The sequence below is a fragment of the uncultured Aquimarina sp. genome (assembly GCF_947496855.1).
Classification (GTDB): Bacteria; Bacteroidota; Bacteroidia; order Flavobacteriales; family Flavobacteriaceae; genus Aquimarina.
In genome coordinates, this window is record NZ_CANMED010000001.1 from 1,301,469 (window position 1) to 1,319,760 (window position 18,292).

An 18,292-nucleotide genomic window follows, 5' to 3' on the forward strand; every position below is an offset into this window, starting at 1 on the left:
CACTAAAAAATATGAGTACAGGACATGTGGTAGTAGATGGAGCAATGTGTAAGTGTCAATTTGGTACGATGCCTGATACATTGGTTGTACTAACTCAACAGAAAGAATATATAAATGATTCTGGAGGTAGTAAAAAGCTGATTGCTAATACTATGGATATTGGTATGCCGCTTAAAGCAAAAACTTTTGGTCAATGTAAATTACAACCTAGCTCTAGTGGATATTTACCTTGTGTTCCTGCTATAACTCAATGGCAGGATTTCTATGATAAAGTGATATTATCTAATCAAGGGCAAATACTTACTGAAAAGAGTAAAGCTATGTGCGCTATCTCAGGTTCACCAAGTGTAGAGTTTACTTGGCACGGTCAAACAGCTGCTGCGGGTAGCAGTAGTGTAGAACAAGCAGATGAAGAAGTACAAAGCCAATTAAATCCATTGGTGAATGTAAAAAAAATGGTCGAGTCTCAGGATAATGATTTGGAGACGGAAAAAGAAGATTGGGTTAGAAAAGAAGAAGAAAGAGTTGTCTCCGTAACTACAGACTTGTACATAAATAGTACTGGTGATTTGAAAGCACCTTTTCTGGATAGCACAGAAACTATGGAGTATGACTCCTCCAAACCATTTATAGCAGGGTTAAGAGGAATTTTTGGAAAAGGAATAAAACACACTGCTATTAAAGAATTTAAGGATGATCTCACAAAAGGTGCTGTACCGCCACCCCAATGGCAAATTGAAAAATCCTTATCAGAAACTCAAGTAGCCTATTATAAGGATAAAACAATACATCTTAATGAAAAATGGGTATTAAAAGCAGAAAAAGAACCCGCTGCCAATTGGATGTTATTTCGAGCAATGATTGAAGAAACAGGTCACTATATAGAGGATCTTATAAGAAACGAATATGATAGTATTGGTGGTGATGCTTCAGGAGATGAAGGAACACTATTCGCTGCTGATTTTATACGATATAATAAGTTACTTAGTAAAGATTTTGAATATGCATCTTTCAATATAAAAGGGGAAGATGGTAGCATTAGAAAGTTTAAGGCTTCTGTAAAACAAAACCAACCCAATAGAGAAGATAAAGCAAAAGATTTACTATTTGTAGAAGATGATAGTGATGACCACGGAATCGTTACACTTAAATCTGGAGAAAAAATAACTGTAGAATTCTTTAAAATCCGAGGACAAGGAGCTGTACACGAAAACATTACAAAACAAGCTGCAAAAAAAGCTGGATTAAAGTATGATTACCGATTAGATGAAGGCTGTGCTTGGCCAGATGTACCTTGTGGTGATGAAAACTCTGTAGAAACCTGTTATTACAGAACTTTTAGAGATGAGCATACAGAAGGCACCATGGCTTATAGAACGCATCACGGAGATCTTCAGTTTTGGCACTCTATGGCACCAACTGGAGATTTCACGAATCAGCAAGTGGTCGATAAAATTGTAGAACAAGCAATAAAGTGGTACAAAAAGGCAATATCTGTAAAAAAAGCAAACCCAGATGCCAAAGAAAAAAGTTATCACGGGTTATTTCATATGGGTAAAATCTTGCATATGGTTCAGGACTCTTTTTCAGATGCACATATCATAAGAGATGGTAATAAAGCTATAAAAAACATACAATCTTATAACAATCAAGATGCACATAAGCATGGTGAATCTGATGCTATAGATCCTGAAGACTGGACTCGGGCTCAAAAATATGGACCAAAAAAAGATGGAGTATCTGTGCTTGACGCTAACGATGACCAAGTAGTAAAAATAAAAGGAGCGAAAGATGCGATCAATGCATCTTACAAAATTTTAATGTTCTTTAAGCAAAATAGTGAAGATAAGAACTTAGAAAACTATCTAAGAAATACCGTATACAAGTTTGCAAAGGATGAGCATGGTAAAAGTTATGGAACTCATAAAGCGGGCTCTGTAGAAACGCACTATGAATAATTAAAAAATATAAGATGATTCAAAAATTTGCACCTATAATAATCATAATATTACAAGTTATAAGCTGTATTTGGTATCTAATACCTTCTACGAGTCATACCCATGTTCCTGGAGGATTCATTAGAATGATAATTTTTGGAGGAATTACATTAGCTTTATTAGTAATAACAACCATTTTATATATTGTATATAAACCTTCTGAATTATTATGGAAAATACCTTTTGTCATTTCAGTAGGTATGATCTTATTAGCTTGGTTTTATAGTAAATAAAAAGAAAGAGATTAAATAGTAGATGAATTATGGCAAGTAAAAACAGTATAAAAATACTCACTCCGGCTACAGAAGCAGTAGTTAATGATTCAGAACATTTAATAACGTTAGATCCGGGCGTTAGTGTTTCTTTAGAATTCACCGACACAGAAGGTTATACTGATGAAGAAATAAAAAATATTCAGTGGATCGCTAATATGTTTTATAACAGCCCTAAAAACTCAGGTTTTCATAAAGGTTTAAAAGGAGCTACAGCAAGCTTTAGAGTTCCTACTGTATATTCCGGAGGTGGATTGGGTTGGGTAGAACCTGTAATACCAGGTCATGATCCTCAATTTAAAGCTCCTTTTGGTTATTTTATTAATTCCATTGGAAAGCGCAGTATTGATAAGGTAGAATGGAGAGATATTCACGGAAATGAAATAAGTGGTTCTAAATTCTTTACAGAAGCCGTTCAATTACATATTTATACCACTGGTCTATATGGTCATGAAATAAAAGTATGGTTAAAGGATATTAAATCCTTTGAATATGAGCTTGACTTAGATGAAGATGTAAATAATCCAGATAATACATTGGCTCAATATTTTAGTAGAGAAGTAAAGGTGTTACAAGATACCGAAGACTCTACTAGTAAAGTACAAAAAGTAGTAATCGACATACGATTAGAAAAAAGATGGGATTATGCGGGCAATACAATTAATATCATTCCTATTATAGAGTTCAACATCGATGGTAAACACAAAACAGCTTTTGACAAAAATGCTTTAGTTGTAAAAAAACCAACTGAAGAAGAAAAAAAGAAAGTAAACAATGCTACCAAATCGGGTAATAAACCTACAACTATTGGAAAAATTGTCACAGATGTTGCAGAGTTTAAACCTTGTTTTTTTACAAAGATAGAAGCTACTTATTTTAAAGGAGATGAAGAAACTACCGGCGTTATTTATGACACTACACAAGGCTTAAAACCAGAAGTCATGTCATTTGCTGCCGTTGCCGGACCCAGACATGGCAGAAAAGAAGTAAAGATTGTATTAGATACAGATACTAAAAACTGTTTACTAATTGGGAGTGAAAATCTATATCATAAAGATAAGGTAATTGATGTATCCTCTATAGAAGAAGCTGTTGTAATAGAATCTTCCAAAAAGGACAAGGGATATCGAGCTACTAATGCTGATAAAATTAAAGTAAAAGGGCTCGAATTTGAACAAGAAGATGGAAGTCACGGAGATAATAATGACAATGGAGAGTTTAATGAAGATCATGTTTTTGGTTCTTTAGGTTTAAAATCTATTATTGGAGGCGCATCTAGAAAATCAGGTAAGGCTTGGAATCGGCCAAAAAAAACATATAGTGACAAAGCTTTATCTGATACTGAAGTAATTATTGAGGTACCATATCAATATGGTAAAACTACGGATAATGAAACCTTAGGAGAGGTGATACAATATATCTGGCCAGCAAGTAAAAAGAATATACAACAATACCCTATTAAGATTCATACCTGTAGGCAACCAGAAGCAATTATTAATGTAGATGTATATCCTGACATTAAATGGACACTACAGTTTTGTTATAATAGTGATTTGGATGCGTTTAAAGACGTTCGTCAAAAATATGAAGATTATCAAGTTCGAATTGAGAAAGTAGATAAAGAAGCAAAAGAAACTTATGATGATAAGATAGCCCGTAATGAAGATATGGCTGACAAATATGAAGGTCTTATAGACGAGATTAATGGTGATAAGAAAAAGAATGAAAAACGTATAAAGAAACAGGAAAAAAAGATTGCTAAATTAAAAGGAAAAGATAAGGCTAAAGCGAAGAAGAAATTAAACGAAATCAAGAAGCGTGAAAAAAGTTTTAATAAACAACAGGAAAAATATCAAAAAAAGAAAGATAAATATTTACAAAATGTAGAAGATCGCAAAAAAGATAAAAATAAATATGTAAAAAAAGAGGTTAAAAAAGCAAACAACGATCCTGAATTAAACAAAAAGAAACCAAAGTTTAAGGATATGTATGACTTTGATGACGCCATCGAAGATGGGTTGTCAGATATCATATTATCCTTATGGGCAGATTGGGATCGCCCAGCAGAACGTTTTGAGGTAACAGCTGGATACCAGAAATATGTTGAACTTCTTAAAACTATCTTACGATTTAAGAAAATTGTTGACGATATTTTTGGAGGAAAAAAGAAAGGAAATATCAAAGGTAAAACTAAGGGCAAAAAGAAAAGACCTGATATTTCAGATGCAGAGATCGCAGAAAAAAGGGCGGCAATTCTCAAAGCTTTTAAACCAAAATCTTTAGCTTCTGTCAATATAGTACCCCCATCTGTTGCTTTAGCTGGAAGTTGGTATGCAGAAAATCCTAAAAGTCAACAGCAAAACGAAATAGGTACAAATTTAGAACTTACTGCAATTCTAGATCCGATTATAGGTGCAGAAATTGTACTTAATTTTATGGCATTAGTACAGAAATCCCATCCCGTAGTATATTTTGCATTGGGAATGATGGAAATGGGAGGATTTGAGATAAGGCTAGATCTAACAGTAACCGGAGCTGTTTTTGCAAAAGGATTCTTACAATATAACACTGCTTCAGGAAAAAGTAATATTACACCAGGAGATATTAAGGATCTAAAAGATAAAGAAGATGACGCGCCTATGGAGGTAGGTGGACGTATCGAAATGGAAGTATATGCAGGGATTAAATATCAGAAAAAATATGAAGCATGGAGTTATGAAGCAGCTGTAGAACTAAGTGCTTATGCTAGTGTAGTAACCGGAATCACTATTTCTGGATTTGTCGAATGGGTACAGAATGACAAAGATTATCCCGATGGAGTATATCTTAACCCTAAATTGACATTTCACGGATTAACAGTAACTGTAGCTGCCAAGGGTTCGGGTAAATTTGGTTCTAAAGATAGTGATGAAGCTATTGGCGAAATTGATGCCGAAGCAGGGGGTGAATTTGTAGTTATGGATCCTTACGAAGCTGCTTTAGATTTTAAAATTCCTTTAGTAAATTAGCTGTAAAATTGCACAAATGATCACTAAAAAAATATTAAACACCATTCTTTTGATCACAATAATTTCCTGTGGTCAGTCACAACAAAATAAAAAAATGACTACAACTGAATACACTCAACAAGATATCCTAGAATTACACAAAACAGTAGAACATTACGAAGAAGAAACCCATTATGGAGTGAGAGTCGTAGCTGCCAATTGTAATTTCGAGATTTTAATCAATGATAGAAAGGTTTTTTTTATTAATTCAAATAAAATAGGTTCAGTGATTAATGGTGCTTATGCTCCTATTAATTATGGAATATTAAAAAGTGGAATGCAACAAATTACCGTCCGAATGTTACCTCCCGTTATAGATCGTAAAACCGAAATTAAACATCCTAAACTAGGCAACTCTCAACTTAATATAGAGATTGTAGCGGATGATTTCATGGAAGGTGTTTCAACCGGCGAATATTCTGTATTTGAGTGGGAATCTCCCAAAGAAGTAAAATATGTGAAAGCAGAAGGAATAGATATTCCGTATTTCACCCAACCCAACCTACCCGTCTATGAACATACTGATAGTTTTGAAGTTTCAGTACCTTATACTATTGATGGATGGAGTAAATCAGTTAATTTATTGACCAATGATACTGATGAATTAAAAGCTCTAACAGAAGAAACCGTTGCTATATATGAAGAATTGCGACAAAACTTTCAGAATAAAAAAAGAGATAAACTTGCTAATCAATTGTTTAATAATGAAAGAATAATGGCGCAGCAAATTTATCATTTAGAAGAAGATGTAAAAGAACAATGGAATTCGTATTTCGAAGATTATAAGCAAGATAATTTTAAAATGATGCCTTTAGAAAACTTTAGATTAGTATTTTATGGTAATGGAAAAATGGTTGGTTTAGAACAAATCGGACCATATAATCAATGGGATTCTGCACTGTTTTCAAAATATGTTAAAAAAGGTAAAAATTCATTTTCTTATGGCTTTTACCGTTTCCTTTTACACCGCCCAAAACCAAATGCTAAACTTGAGGTAATTTAACGAATTAAATATTTTTGTAGATATCTAATATTTACAAAAATTATCTGAAGCAAACAAAATGCAACCATATCATAATCTTATTATCCTTGGAATCACCTTTTGGATTTCTTATCAAATAAAAAAACGCTTACAAGGTAATGAAGGAGATAAATCAAAAAAATCAGGATGCTTTCTTTTTGGTATTGTATTTAGTAGCTATACCGTCCTATGCTATTTATGTGTTTTTCTTTTTGGTCCATCCGTAGAAGGTTTATACCAAAAAGTAACCACGGATAAGTATCAGGCCACCATCGTAGAGCTAGATAGTTATGAACAAGAACGAAGAAGCGGTAAATCCCCTTTGACAATACAACAAATAACGGTAAAATTTAAACCAGAAAAGTCTTTGGATTCTATTACAAAAAAACTAAGTATAACCTCCAGAACACCCCCAGATAAGAAAAAACCCTATGAGATTCGCTATAATGAGAGAACCGCAAAAACAGTATCCAATGCTACTACCCATTTGAATGTACTACTAATGGTACTTGGTTTGATTCCATTGTATTTTGTAATCTATGGAATATATTATGCATTTGGCTTAAAGTTACCTAAAAGGTTTCCAGATTTTCGTAAACTGATGGATAAACATTAAATTTTTAAATCATAATAAGTGGAATTTCTTATTTTACAAGCCTGTAGGAAGCGATGAATTTATCTTATATTAACTTTATCCGGTGGAACTTATCATATTACTAACTTTAATTTCTCTTGACTTTTCGGACGTCCTATTTTTTCTATTAATTGGAGGAATGATTTTATATGGTGTTCTTAAAAAGAAAAAGCCAAACCCTATTGAAACTCTTGAAGTTTCTAAAATAAACACACTTTTTAAAGGGTTTGTCAAGATTAGAGGTACATTAAAGTCAATAAACCATATAAAATCACCTATCACAGAAACTAAATGTATTGGTTATAATTACAGTCAGCTTTCATATAGAACTGCAGGAGTAAGAAGAGCAAGAGGAAGTAAAGGATGGCGAACATATAGAACAGAATCTAAAAGTACAGATTTCTATATCCAAGATGATACTGGAAGAATAAAAATAAATGCTAAATATATTTCTATACAGGTTAATGTAAACAGATCAGAGAAAAAGCTTTCTAAAACACTTCTTGATGTAGAAAATTTATTATTAGAAGATAATACAGAATACATTCTTTCGGGTACAATTATTAAAAACGGTGATGGTAATTTAGAAATAGTAAAAGGTGAAAAAGATTTCGTTATAATGGATAAGAACTTTTATGAATTTGTTTATAAAGACATCCCTTTTATGAAAAATAAAGCTGGTTTTTTTATTGTGTTTCTAGTTATATGCATCATTTTTTTTGTTGTTTATAAATCTATTTTTAATTGAGATGGAATTAGATGAGATACTTAAATGGGTTGAGGATCACAATATGCATAAAGGGATATTAGTTATAATATTTACTTTTGGAAATATAGGATTAGGTATTATATTAAGTATTCTCTGTTTTATTCTTAAGCCAATAAAAGTACTCTATAATACGTTAGGTCCTATTTCTACAGGAACCCTAATGGCTGCTTTCGTAAATCTTCTTTTTTTAGGTATACTTCTTAGTATAAATATAAACATAGAGATTATTCTATACAGTGGTGTTTTTATTTCAATAGCGTGTTATGCTTTTTGTTTACATTATTCGGATAGATTGTGGAAAATTGGTAAAGTATCGGAAAGAAAATAATTTATATAAATGAAAAAAATTTTCTTATTTTATTCCTTATTAGCAATATAGTTTTTTTTCAAGAAAATAAAAAACAGTATTGATCAAATAATCTATTATCATTTCATTTATCTTAAACTAAAAGAATGACCTCTTCAATAATACTATTTTTCTTATTTCTCGTAATCATAATAATTATAGGAGAATCTCAAAAGCGGAAAAAAAGGAAAAGAAGAATAATGCCAATAATCTCGGATATTAAAGATATATCAACCGGATTTGTGGAAATAAAAGGAAAACTAAAACAAATCGATACAATGACTTCCCCGATGACGAAATCAGACTGCATAGGATACAACTATTCTATTATGCGTTTCAATTCATCGAGAAAAAGAAGTGTAAGTTCTATTGATAGAGGAATATCTGAATCAAAAGAACAGGATAGGCATATGAAATGGGAGACAATATCATCTGATACAGATTGTAATGATTTCTATATCGAAGACCATACCGGTAAGATTAAAGTAAAAGCTAAAAACATTTCAATATTTCTTCTTAACGTTAATCAGACCGATAAAAAAATATCGGGTAGTACACATACTGAGAATCTATTATTACAAGATGATAAAGAATATATCCTAAAAGGTACAGCAGCATATAATAAAAAGAATGAATTGATTATCAAAAAAGCTGAGAATGAACTAGTAATTAGTGACACATTGGTTGATAAATTATCTAAAAGTGATTTGCCAAACAAAATCAGTAAATATGGTTTGATTTTTATGCTATTACTAATCGGTTTAATACTCTTATTCGTAAACAGGTTTCTTAATTAATTATAATGAAGTATATTTTTGAGTATATAATAATGTAAGAGGTAAAATGAGTATTCCTTTAGACGGGAAAATTTTAGAAAGTAAGAAACAATCACTTAAATAATACTTTCCTCTTTTTATAACGAAAATAGAATACCGAAAAAACGAATAAATACTTCTACAGGATTAGATATTTGGATTAGAGAAATGAAAAGGTAAGGAATCACAACCTCGTTTTATAAAAATTTTAAAGCAAATACTCAGACTATAAAACCACACACATAAAACATTTTTGAATATTTGGGTAACATTTTCATCAACTTCTGTATATAAAGTTGATGACAACAAAAATGAATGGGGAAAACAACCCTTTTTTATGTAGGAAAACATAAAAATAACTTTGTTAACTATATCGTTTTTAAAAAATTAAGTATTTTTATAATAGATTGTTAAATACAATTTTTGACATTTTTTAGACATTTCGTATATACTCAGAACTCTTCCCCCAAATCGTTCAGATTGTCTATAAAGTTAACTATACAAGGTAATAGTACACTAAATGTAAATACATATAGAATTTTTAGTATTAGGGTACTCTATAAAACTGAAAACAACGAAAAATTATGGCTCTGCAATCAAATACACAAATTTTTATAGGCGGATCTCCAATATCTGCATATAAAAGATTAATGCTTCATCAAGAAATCGATTCCCATCACGTTCTTGAACTGTTATGTAGAATGGATGTATTAGAGAATATCTCAGGAGAAATAGCATCAGAAAGTAAAAATTATCTAGGTGAGATTCTGACTGTAAAAGTTTCTTCTCTTGATACCACTAACGGATATAAAGAACTGGAATTTAAAGGAATAGTAACTTCCGTTAGCAATACAAAAGGATTTCATCAGCAAAGTGGCGATATGGTTTCTATAAAAGCACACAGCTGCAGTATTATAACCGATGATGGACCACATTACGACTCACATAGCGATGTGGGGCTCTCTGAAATATTAGACAAAACGTTTCAAGGGTATGATAAGTCCAAACTAGAAACCAATATCAATCCTCAGAATTCTGAAACCCTCCATTATAGTGTACAACATAATGAAAGCGCTTTTGAGTATGTTAGTAGATTAGCTGCGCAATACAGTGAATGGTTTTTTTATGATGGAAGTAAACTCGTATTCGGAAAACCAGAGGATAAAGACACTACAGAATTAAATTATGGTCATGATTTACAAGAATTCTCTTTAAACCTAAACCCTAGCCCTAATAACTTTAAATATTTCACTAACGATTACTTAACAGATGAGCAACACGAAATGGCAACAGCTCAGGTAAATTCCGGTGTTAATGGATTCAATGGGTTTACAAGCGAGAAAAGCGATACAATATTTGCAAAAGAAACCAGTGTATATGTAAACTCCTATTACGATCCTCAATTAAAGAAACGATTAGATAAGCATGTAGAACAACAAAAAAAAGCTACAGAAATAAAACAAGTTCAAATCCATGGAGTAAGCGATAATCCAGGAGTACATTTAGGACAAGTCGTAAAAATAAAAGGAGAACAATCTGATTACGGAAATTTTAGAATTATTAGTGTTTCACATAACTCTACAGAAAATGGAAAATACCAAAACCGTTTTGTGGGCGTAACTGCAGATCTGGATGTATATCCTAATACCAATATGATGGCCTTTCCAAAAAGTGAATCACAAGTTGCCACCGTAATGGATAATGCTGATCCAGATGGTATGAGTCGAATAAAAGTACAGTTCCCTTGGCAGAAAGCTAGTGGAGAAGAAACTCCTTGGCTTCGTGTTTTAACTGCTCATGCCGGAGGGGGAAAAGGTTTTCAATTTACACCAGAGAAAGATGAAGAAGTTATTGTAGGTTTTGAAGGTGGTAATGCAGAAAGACCTTATGTAATGGGAGCACTCTTTACTGGAGGTAGTAATGCTGGTGATTGGAAAAGCGAAAAAAATGATATCAAAGCAATAAAAACTCGTGGTGGACATACACTATCATTCTCTGATGAAGATGGGAAAGAGACCATAACAATAACTGATAAAAACGGTAATTCAATTATTTTAGATACCTCTAAAAAAGAAATAAACATTAGTGCGCCAGAGAAAATTAATTTTTCATCTAAAGAAATTAATATCAACGCCACGGAAACTGTAAACATCGATGGTACCAATAATGTAAATGTTACCTCTAAAGAAATCCTAAACGATGGAAGTGCAAAAGTGACTATTAACAGTAAAGCAAAGGTAGAAATCGGAGCACCAAGTACTTTAGTAGAAGGAGAAGCCGAATTAAAGCTTACCAGTAAAGGTATGACCGATATTGACGGCACAGCAATGACAAATGTAAAAGGAGGATTATTAAACCTTAACTGCGGTTAATACGAGATGAATAACGAACATAATCCCATAGCGCAATTAATTACTACAATTCAACAAAAATGGATTGATGAAGTAAGCCCTAATGATCATATACAACTTGTTAGATGGTTAATAAAACCTGACCAAGCTAGATTGTATGAAGGTTTCTTGCGTTTAGAATCTACTCCTAATGGAGGGTTGCCAGATGTTCCATTAGTACTACTTACTGCTTTTGAAAGTAAAGAAACCCATAGCAGAAAATTAATTCAAGATTGGATTGATACGTTTAAAAAAGATGAAAAATTACAACAAGATTTAGATACAAAAAATCTAAAATTTAATTGGGGTGTTTCAGAATTCGAAACAAAACTAGAAAATGAAAATACCGATTGTGATGTATTGTTATTAGAAATGCTCAGCACTTTTCAGAAAGCAATGCCAAACCCACAACTTCCGTTAACATTATCGCTATATCCTTATTCCGTTGAAGAAACTAAAGACTATGACAAATGGATTGATTGGCTTATGCAATTAGGTTTGCCCGATAAAGTAAGATTAATGTTTTTTGATTATGTAGAAGAGCGATACTTTGATCAGCTTATAAAAAATCATAATGATATATCGACCTCACTTGCTGTTCCTCTGGATCTACAAGGAGCTATTAATAAAATAGCTTCTGCAGGAGATCCTAATGACCCAGAAGTACAGTTTAGACAATGTATGATCGAAATGTCTAAAAGTGTTACCAAAAAGAATGTACAAAGACTCCACGTATGGGGAAAGAAAGGGTTAACGGTTACTCAGAAATCCGGAAGTAAATCTGCTTTTGCTACAGCCCACGTAATTTATGCCGGAATGCTTTTTAATTTTAAAGAATATAAAATCATAGAAGAATTACTGCAGAAAGGATTAGCTATTGCGAAACAAGGATTATCCGGCGGAGATGAAACCTGTAAACCCATTATTATACAGAATTACGGGTATCAAGCTAGTTGCAAACAGCTACAAAAACAAAAAGATAAGGCAGCAGATCTATTTTGCAAACAAGCAGATATTTCAATTGAATACGGTTTCGGACCACAAGCATTAACCGCTTGGTGGTTAGGATACAATGTTATTAAGAAAAGAGACCAAAAAAGATATACAGATATTGTTACTAAAGCATATCAATTTGGTGTTTCATTAGTACCAGAAATGATAAAATCTACTTGCTTGGCATATATAGCTGCAGATTATTACAATATCGTAGAGAAAAACAGAGAAATGAACGAATGCGATTCCATAGACATCTTTATGAAAGAAATTGAAGGAGAAGAATGGAGATCAACTGTGGAAGCGCACCGTAAAGAAATGAAAAAAAAGAGTCTTTCAATTTTAAACTGGTTCTAGACATGTTATTAGCAAGCAAACATTTTACCCCTGTTATCGGAATTGACATACATATTGTAATCATTCCACCTGGAGTTCCAGTTCCAATACCGCATCCCTATATTGGTATGGTAGTAGATCCAATGGATTATGTTCCTATAATAGGATCTACCGTAAATGTTAATTGTGTTCCCAAAGGAAATAGTGGTACCGCCGGTATGATCGGTACAATGATTCATATTCCTATGGGTGGGCCATTTGCTATGGCTCCGATGATCGGACATGATTCTATGAACTTTTTTGGAAGTACAAAAGTAAGCGCAGAAGACGCCTACTTTACTCCTGCTGGGTATATGACCATGACATGTAATGATATCGGAATGCCGCTATCATTAACACCTGGTAAAAAAATGAAACCTATTCCAAGCTTATATTTACCTTCATCTATGAGTATTCCCTTACCTATGGGGAAACCAGTAAATGTAGGTGGACCATATGCTCCCGATTTATTAGGAATGCTTATGGCTTTAGTAATGTCTTATGGTTTCGGAGCATTAATGAAAGGAGCAGGAAAACTTGCTAAAAAAGGACTTACAAAACTCAACCACGCATTACCGGCAACTAGTGGATTAAAGAAAAAGATGTGTAAAATGGGATTCGAACCTGTAGATTTAATTACAGGTCGTATGGTTTATGAAGGAGAAGATTTTAGTATTGGTGGTTCCATACCAATTCGCTGGGAACGTAATTGGTACTCAGATTCTGGATATGAAGGAATGATGGGACACGGAATGCATTGTAACTATGATCTGGCGTTACACATCGATTATGACGAAGATGCGATTGTTATGCGATTACCCGACGGAAGAATAACTTCTTTCCCCCTATTAGTCTTAGAAAATGAATCTTCCTATAATAGAACCGAAAAACTAACATTAACGTTTATAGATGGAAAAACCTACGAAATTACTGATCACGAATCACAACAGACATATACATTTACCAAATACACGGATACACTCTATAAACCAACTACCTTAAGAAACCCAGAAGGTTTTAAAATCCAATTCATATACAATGCAATATATCGGTTAGAACAAATTATAGATACTGCTGGTAGAAAAATTGATTTGGATCTAGATGAAGAAAATAGAGTTACTAAAGTTACCGCTAGACATCAAGGAGAATCCAGAACACTGATACAATATGTATATAATGAAGATGGTGATCTTATTGAGATTATTGATGCATTGGATCAGGTAACAATGATGGAGTACAAAAATCACCTAATGATCAAAAAAACAGATCGTAATGGACAAGCTTTCTACTGGAAATATGATGGAAAGACAACAGGTGCCAGATGTATTGAAACTTGGGGAGATGAAGGAATTCTTTCTGGAACCATTGAATATAATAAAGGGTATAATTTAGTAACTAACTCACTTGGGCAAGAAAGTATTTATTATTTTAATAATTTAAATTTATGTACTCAGGTTACAGATCCTTTGGGTGATAATATATTCCATGAATACACACCTTATATGGAACCCTATCGTGATATTGACGAAGAAGGAAATATCACCGGATATAGCTATGATGAACGCGGAAATTTAACAGGCTTACACCAACCAGATGGTTCTGTGATTGGATTTGTATATGACGAAAAAGATAGATTGGTTCTTAGCAAAGACCCATCAGGAGGTTCGGTTGTAAAAACTTTTGATAATGATCGGCTACACGCTGTTATTGGGTTAGACGGAGGTGTTACATCATTTGAGTATAATAAACAAGGACTAATTAATGAAGTAAGAGATAATGCCGGGAATAGGACAAAATTAGATTATGATGAAGATCATAACCTTCATGAACTTACATTACCAAATGGAGCAAAATCTAGCTGGGAATATGATCCTTGGGGAAGGTGTTTACATACCAGAAACTCTGAAGATCATCAACAGCAATTCTTCTATGATGAATTAGACCGTATTTATCAAATAAGACAAGCAGATGCCAATATCATCAAACTAAAATACAATGCATACGATGAGGTTATCCAAACGGTAGATCAAAAGAAACGTGAAGTTAATTTTGATTACACTCCGATGGGAAGTCTTAAAATGAGAGAAGAGAATAGTAGAAAAATCTACTTTAAATATGATACAGAAGAACAACTAAATACCATTACCAATGAACATAATGAATTCTACCGTTTCTCCAGAAATGAAAAAGGAGAAATCATAAGAGAAATTGGTTTTGATGGATTAACAAGAAAGTATGATCGTGATCGAGCCGGAAAAGTACTAAGAGTAAATCGTCCCGATGATAAGTTTACCGAATACGAGTATGACCTAAATGGAAGAATCACCAGAGCTGAGCATAGCGATGGCACTTGGGAAACGTATAGCTATGACCTAAATGGAAATCTAATTGAAGCAATAAACGAATATAGTCGTGTACAACTCATCAGAGATAAAGCAGGTCGAATTATTGCAGAAAACCAAGACGAACATATCGTAGAAAGCAAATATGACTCTTTAAGCAATAGAATCAATATCACAAGTAGTCTGGGAGCAAATATTGCATTGAGCAGAAATAAACTTGGACTCATCGAAGAAATGAATGCTAGTGTTCCCCCCTTTAAAGGGGGCGAGGGGGATGTTAACACCCCTCCAACCTCCCCTCAAGGGAAGGCTAAAATCTGGAACGCACAATTCTCTCATAACAGTCTGGGCATGGAAGTAGAAAGAATACTTCCCGGTGGTATTACCAATCACATCGAATATGATCATGCCGGTAGACCCATACAACATAAAGTAACAGCAGGCAATAGAGAAACACGCCATCGCACCTACACCTGGAATGTGAATGATCGATTAACCAAAATGGTTAATGGATTAACAAATGGTGTAGTTACCTATAGTTATGATGAGTTTAATAGTTTGGCAGGAGCCCGATATGAAAACAAACAGTTCGATTACAAACTCCCAGATGAGGTAGGAAACTTATACAGAACGGAAGGGAAAGGAGACCGAAAATACGGAACAGGAGGACAACTACAAGAAGCAGACGGAAACAAGTTTAAATATGATGCAGAAGGAAATCTAATTACCAAGATTACCAACAAAGGAAACTGGGATTACGAATGGTATGGCAACGGAATACTTAAAAAAGTCGTTGATCCTAAAAATAATAGCACAGAGTTTGAATATGACGCACTTGGCCGTCGTACTGCAAAGATAAACCATGGCAAAGGTTTCTCCCCTTCTCAAGGGGAGATGTCCACCAGCGGTGGACAGAGGGCTTCAATCACCCGCTTCGTCTGGGATGGCAACGTACCACTCCACGAATGGAAATACGATCTTAATCAAAGACCAGAATTAGTAGTCGATGAGTACGGTATGCTAAAAGAAAGCAAACCAGAGCCCATAGAAAATCTGATTACGTGGATATTTGACGAAGGAACTTTCAAACCAGCCGCCAAGATCACTGAAGACGACTCCTACTCTATCATTACAGATTATCTAGGTACACCAGTAGAAATGTATAATAGCCAAGGCGAAAAAACCTGGCAGGTGGAGTATGATATTTATGGAAAAGTACGTAAGTTAGCTAAAGGTTCTTTGGAAGATTGTCCGTTTAGATATCAAGGACAATATGAAGATGTAGAAACTGGATTGTATTATAATGGATATCGTTATTATAGTTGCGATACAGGAATTTATATTAGTCAAGATCCTATTGGATTAAATAGTAGAGAATATAATCTTTACACCTACGTTTCTGATACAAATTCGACAATTGATCCGTTAGGTCTCGATTGGAATTATGTATTGGAAGACTCTAGTGGGAACCCTTATTATCATGGTAGAGCTTCTGACAATCAAAGCATGAAAGATGTAGGAAGAAGACATTCTAAAACCAAAGGTACCGACGGAGCTAGATTTGGCAAAGGAGATAAAATGAGAAAGGTAACTCCTGTTAAAACTCCCAAAGATGCTGTAAGAGGTATTGAACAAAGGGGAGTAGATGAAGGTGATTTACTTGGACGAAATAGTGACAAAGCTAGAGGAAATAAAATAAATGGAATGTCGGAAGCTAAACAAAAAACTACAAAAGGTAAGAGAAGGTTAAAAGCTGCGGATAAACTATTAGATGGTAAAAAACCAAGTCAATTACCTTCATTAGATGAATTAGAATTTAAAGACTTAGGATGTAAATAAATATGACAGTGATATTAGAACAAGAAATTATCAGCCATGATGATTTAATAGAACAACTTTTTATTGAATATGATAAAGCAAATAAAGATAAATATGTGTCATTATTTTTAGCTAGCTTAAGTACTAAAAATATGAATTGGAGAAGTGGTTTATCTGTTTTTGCAATTTTGCAGACCTTTCCTAATCATAAATTCAAACTGGTTGAAAATCAAAAACCTTCTCGAATATCACCTTGCGATATTTGCTCTAACTATGAACAAATCGAGCTTGATACCGAATTAGTCGAAGAATCTTTTGAAGAGATTGGTGGACTAACAGGTTTTGAGCTTTTAGATTATTTTTACTATATAAAGAAAACCAACGAGTTAAAACCTATAAAACCTAAAGAAGAAGATCTTAAAATTTTTTCAGAAATAATAGATGTTTTACTTAATGCTGACGAAGAAGAGACTGTAAAAAAAGACATTCAAAAAAAAATATCTAAAATAAAAGGTTATAAATCTAATTCAGAACAAAGACAGGCATTATTAGAAACCTTAGGTTACTGCAGCATACTCGAAACAAGTAAGCATAAAGGTTTATTGAATCAATATACCAACCTAGCGATTGCACCAACAAAAACACATAGTTCGGATTGGAACTATCCCGTAGATTGGTGGACAGGTAAAAATAGTATTAATAAAGAAGCTTTTAAATTTTGGTTTGGAAATTATTCTGAACTCGAAAAATTTTGGACATGATCTAACCCCCTGGTGCTAGTTTGTAACTAGTACCGCGCCTGAGTAAGCAAACAAAAAACAGGAAACCATAACAATATTGTATGTTTTAAATTATTGTTCCTTGAAATACAAATCTCAATCCCACTAGTTACAAACTAGTGGTAGCTGGGGAGATTTAGAAAACAAGATTCACGGTATGAATGAAGACAGATACAAAGCCGCTGGAGGAACTGTTTGTAAATAATAACTAATAAATAACAATGCTCAAAGTAAAAAAGAAAAATAATCCTCAATTGAATGATGTATATGCAATTGAGTTAGAATCTACTAAATATTATACCATAGCATAATTAATTCATGTTCATGAAGATGAAGGGTGTTATTCCCTTACCTTCGGTTTTTTTGACTATAAATTTTTAGACTTAGAAGAATTAAAACAAAATATATCAAACAAGGATTTATCAAAACCATTTATGGTTGCGACCGTTGATCTTAACCCAATAAAAGAATGGAAGTTTATTGGTCAAAATAATTCAATCCCAAAATCAATAAATATAAAAGACAATTTAAGTTCTGCGGGGTGGTATATGAGTCGTGAAATTGGTATTTACCCAAAACTAGAAAGTTATTTTGGGATTTACCCTTGGGATTTAGTTGTTGGCAAAACAGCTTTGAACAACTTAATATTTAGTGGAAAACCATCTAAATATGCATGATTTTTAAAAGAATTCAC

The 18,292-nt window shown here is 33.2% G+C and carries 13 protein-coding genes; all 13 read left to right on the plus strand.

Annotated features, from left to right (window positions below; translation table 11 throughout):
- Window positions 1-11 precede the first annotated feature (11 nt).
- The 13 genes from Q0921_RS25040 to Q0921_RS05735 all read left to right on the plus strand — a co-directional run bounded on the left by Q0921_RS25040 (window position 12) and on the right by Q0921_RS05735 (window position 18,275).
- On the plus strand, window positions 12-1,958 hold the full coding sequence (locus tag Q0921_RS25040; RefSeq protein ID WP_366520050.1) for a DUF4280 domain-containing protein: 1,947 nt from the start codon (window positions 12-14) through the stop codon (window positions 1,956-1,958).
- Between the two features lie 14 nt (window positions 1,959-1,972).
- On the plus strand, window positions 1,973-2,230 hold the full coding sequence (locus Q0921_RS05680; protein ID WP_299254508.1) for a hypothetical protein: 258 nt from the start codon (window positions 1,973-1,975) through the stop codon (window positions 2,228-2,230).
- Between the two features lie 29 nt (window positions 2,231-2,259).
- Window positions 2,260-5,277 (plus strand): hypothetical protein, encoded by a 3,018-nt coding sequence (locus Q0921_RS05685; protein WP_299254511.1) that lies wholly within the window; start codon window positions 2,260-2,262, stop codon window positions 5,275-5,277.
- Window positions 5,278-5,293: 16 nt separating this feature from the next.
- Window positions 5,294-6,319, plus strand: a complete 1,026-nt coding sequence (locus Q0921_RS05690) for a hypothetical protein (RefSeq protein ID WP_299254513.1) — start codon at window positions 5,294-5,296, stop codon at window positions 6,317-6,319.
- Window positions 6,320-6,377: 58 nt separating this feature from the next.
- On the plus strand, window positions 6,378-6,953 hold the full coding sequence (locus tag Q0921_RS05695; RefSeq protein ID WP_299254515.1) for a hypothetical protein: 576 nt from the start codon (window positions 6,378-6,380) through the stop codon (window positions 6,951-6,953).
- Between the two features lie 82 nt (window positions 6,954-7,035).
- Window positions 7,036-7,719, plus strand: a complete 684-nt coding sequence (locus Q0921_RS05700; RefSeq protein WP_299254518.1) for a hypothetical protein — start codon at window positions 7,036-7,038, stop codon at window positions 7,717-7,719.
- A gap of 1 nt (window position 7,720) precedes the next feature.
- Window positions 7,721-8,068, plus strand: coding sequence for a hypothetical protein (locus tag Q0921_RS05705; RefSeq protein WP_299254521.1), 348 nt, complete (start codon window positions 7,721-7,723; stop codon window positions 8,066-8,068).
- A 218-nt stretch (window positions 8,069-8,286) separates the two neighbouring features.
- Window positions 8,287-8,883, plus strand: a complete 597-nt coding sequence (locus Q0921_RS05710) for a hypothetical protein (protein ID WP_299254524.1) — start codon at window positions 8,287-8,289, stop codon at window positions 8,881-8,883.
- Window positions 8,884-9,485: 602 nt separating this feature from the next.
- A complete protein-coding gene (locus tag Q0921_RS05715) occupies window positions 9,486-11,273 on the plus strand; it encodes a phage baseplate assembly protein V (protein ID WP_299254527.1) in 1,788 nt (595 codons plus the stop codon).
- Between the two features lie 6 nt (window positions 11,274-11,279).
- Entirely contained in the window at window positions 11,280-12,641 is a 1,362-nt protein-coding gene (locus tag Q0921_RS05720) for a hypothetical protein (RefSeq protein ID WP_299254530.1), read from the plus strand.
- A gap of 2 nt (window positions 12,642-12,643) precedes the next feature.
- Window positions 12,644-16,840, plus strand: a complete 4,197-nt coding sequence (locus Q0921_RS05725) for an RHS repeat-associated core domain-containing protein (RefSeq protein ID WP_299254533.1) — start codon at window positions 12,644-12,646, stop codon at window positions 16,838-16,840.
- A gap of 8 nt (window positions 16,841-16,848) precedes the next feature.
- Window positions 16,849-17,580, plus strand: a complete 732-nt coding sequence (locus Q0921_RS05730) for a hypothetical protein (RefSeq protein WP_299254536.1) — start codon at window positions 16,849-16,851, stop codon at window positions 17,578-17,580.
- Between the two features lie 452 nt (window positions 17,581-18,032).
- Window positions 18,033-18,275, plus strand: a complete 243-nt coding sequence (locus tag Q0921_RS05735; protein ID WP_299254539.1) for a hypothetical protein — start codon at window positions 18,033-18,035, stop codon at window positions 18,273-18,275.
- Window positions 18,276-18,292 lie beyond the last annotated feature (17 nt).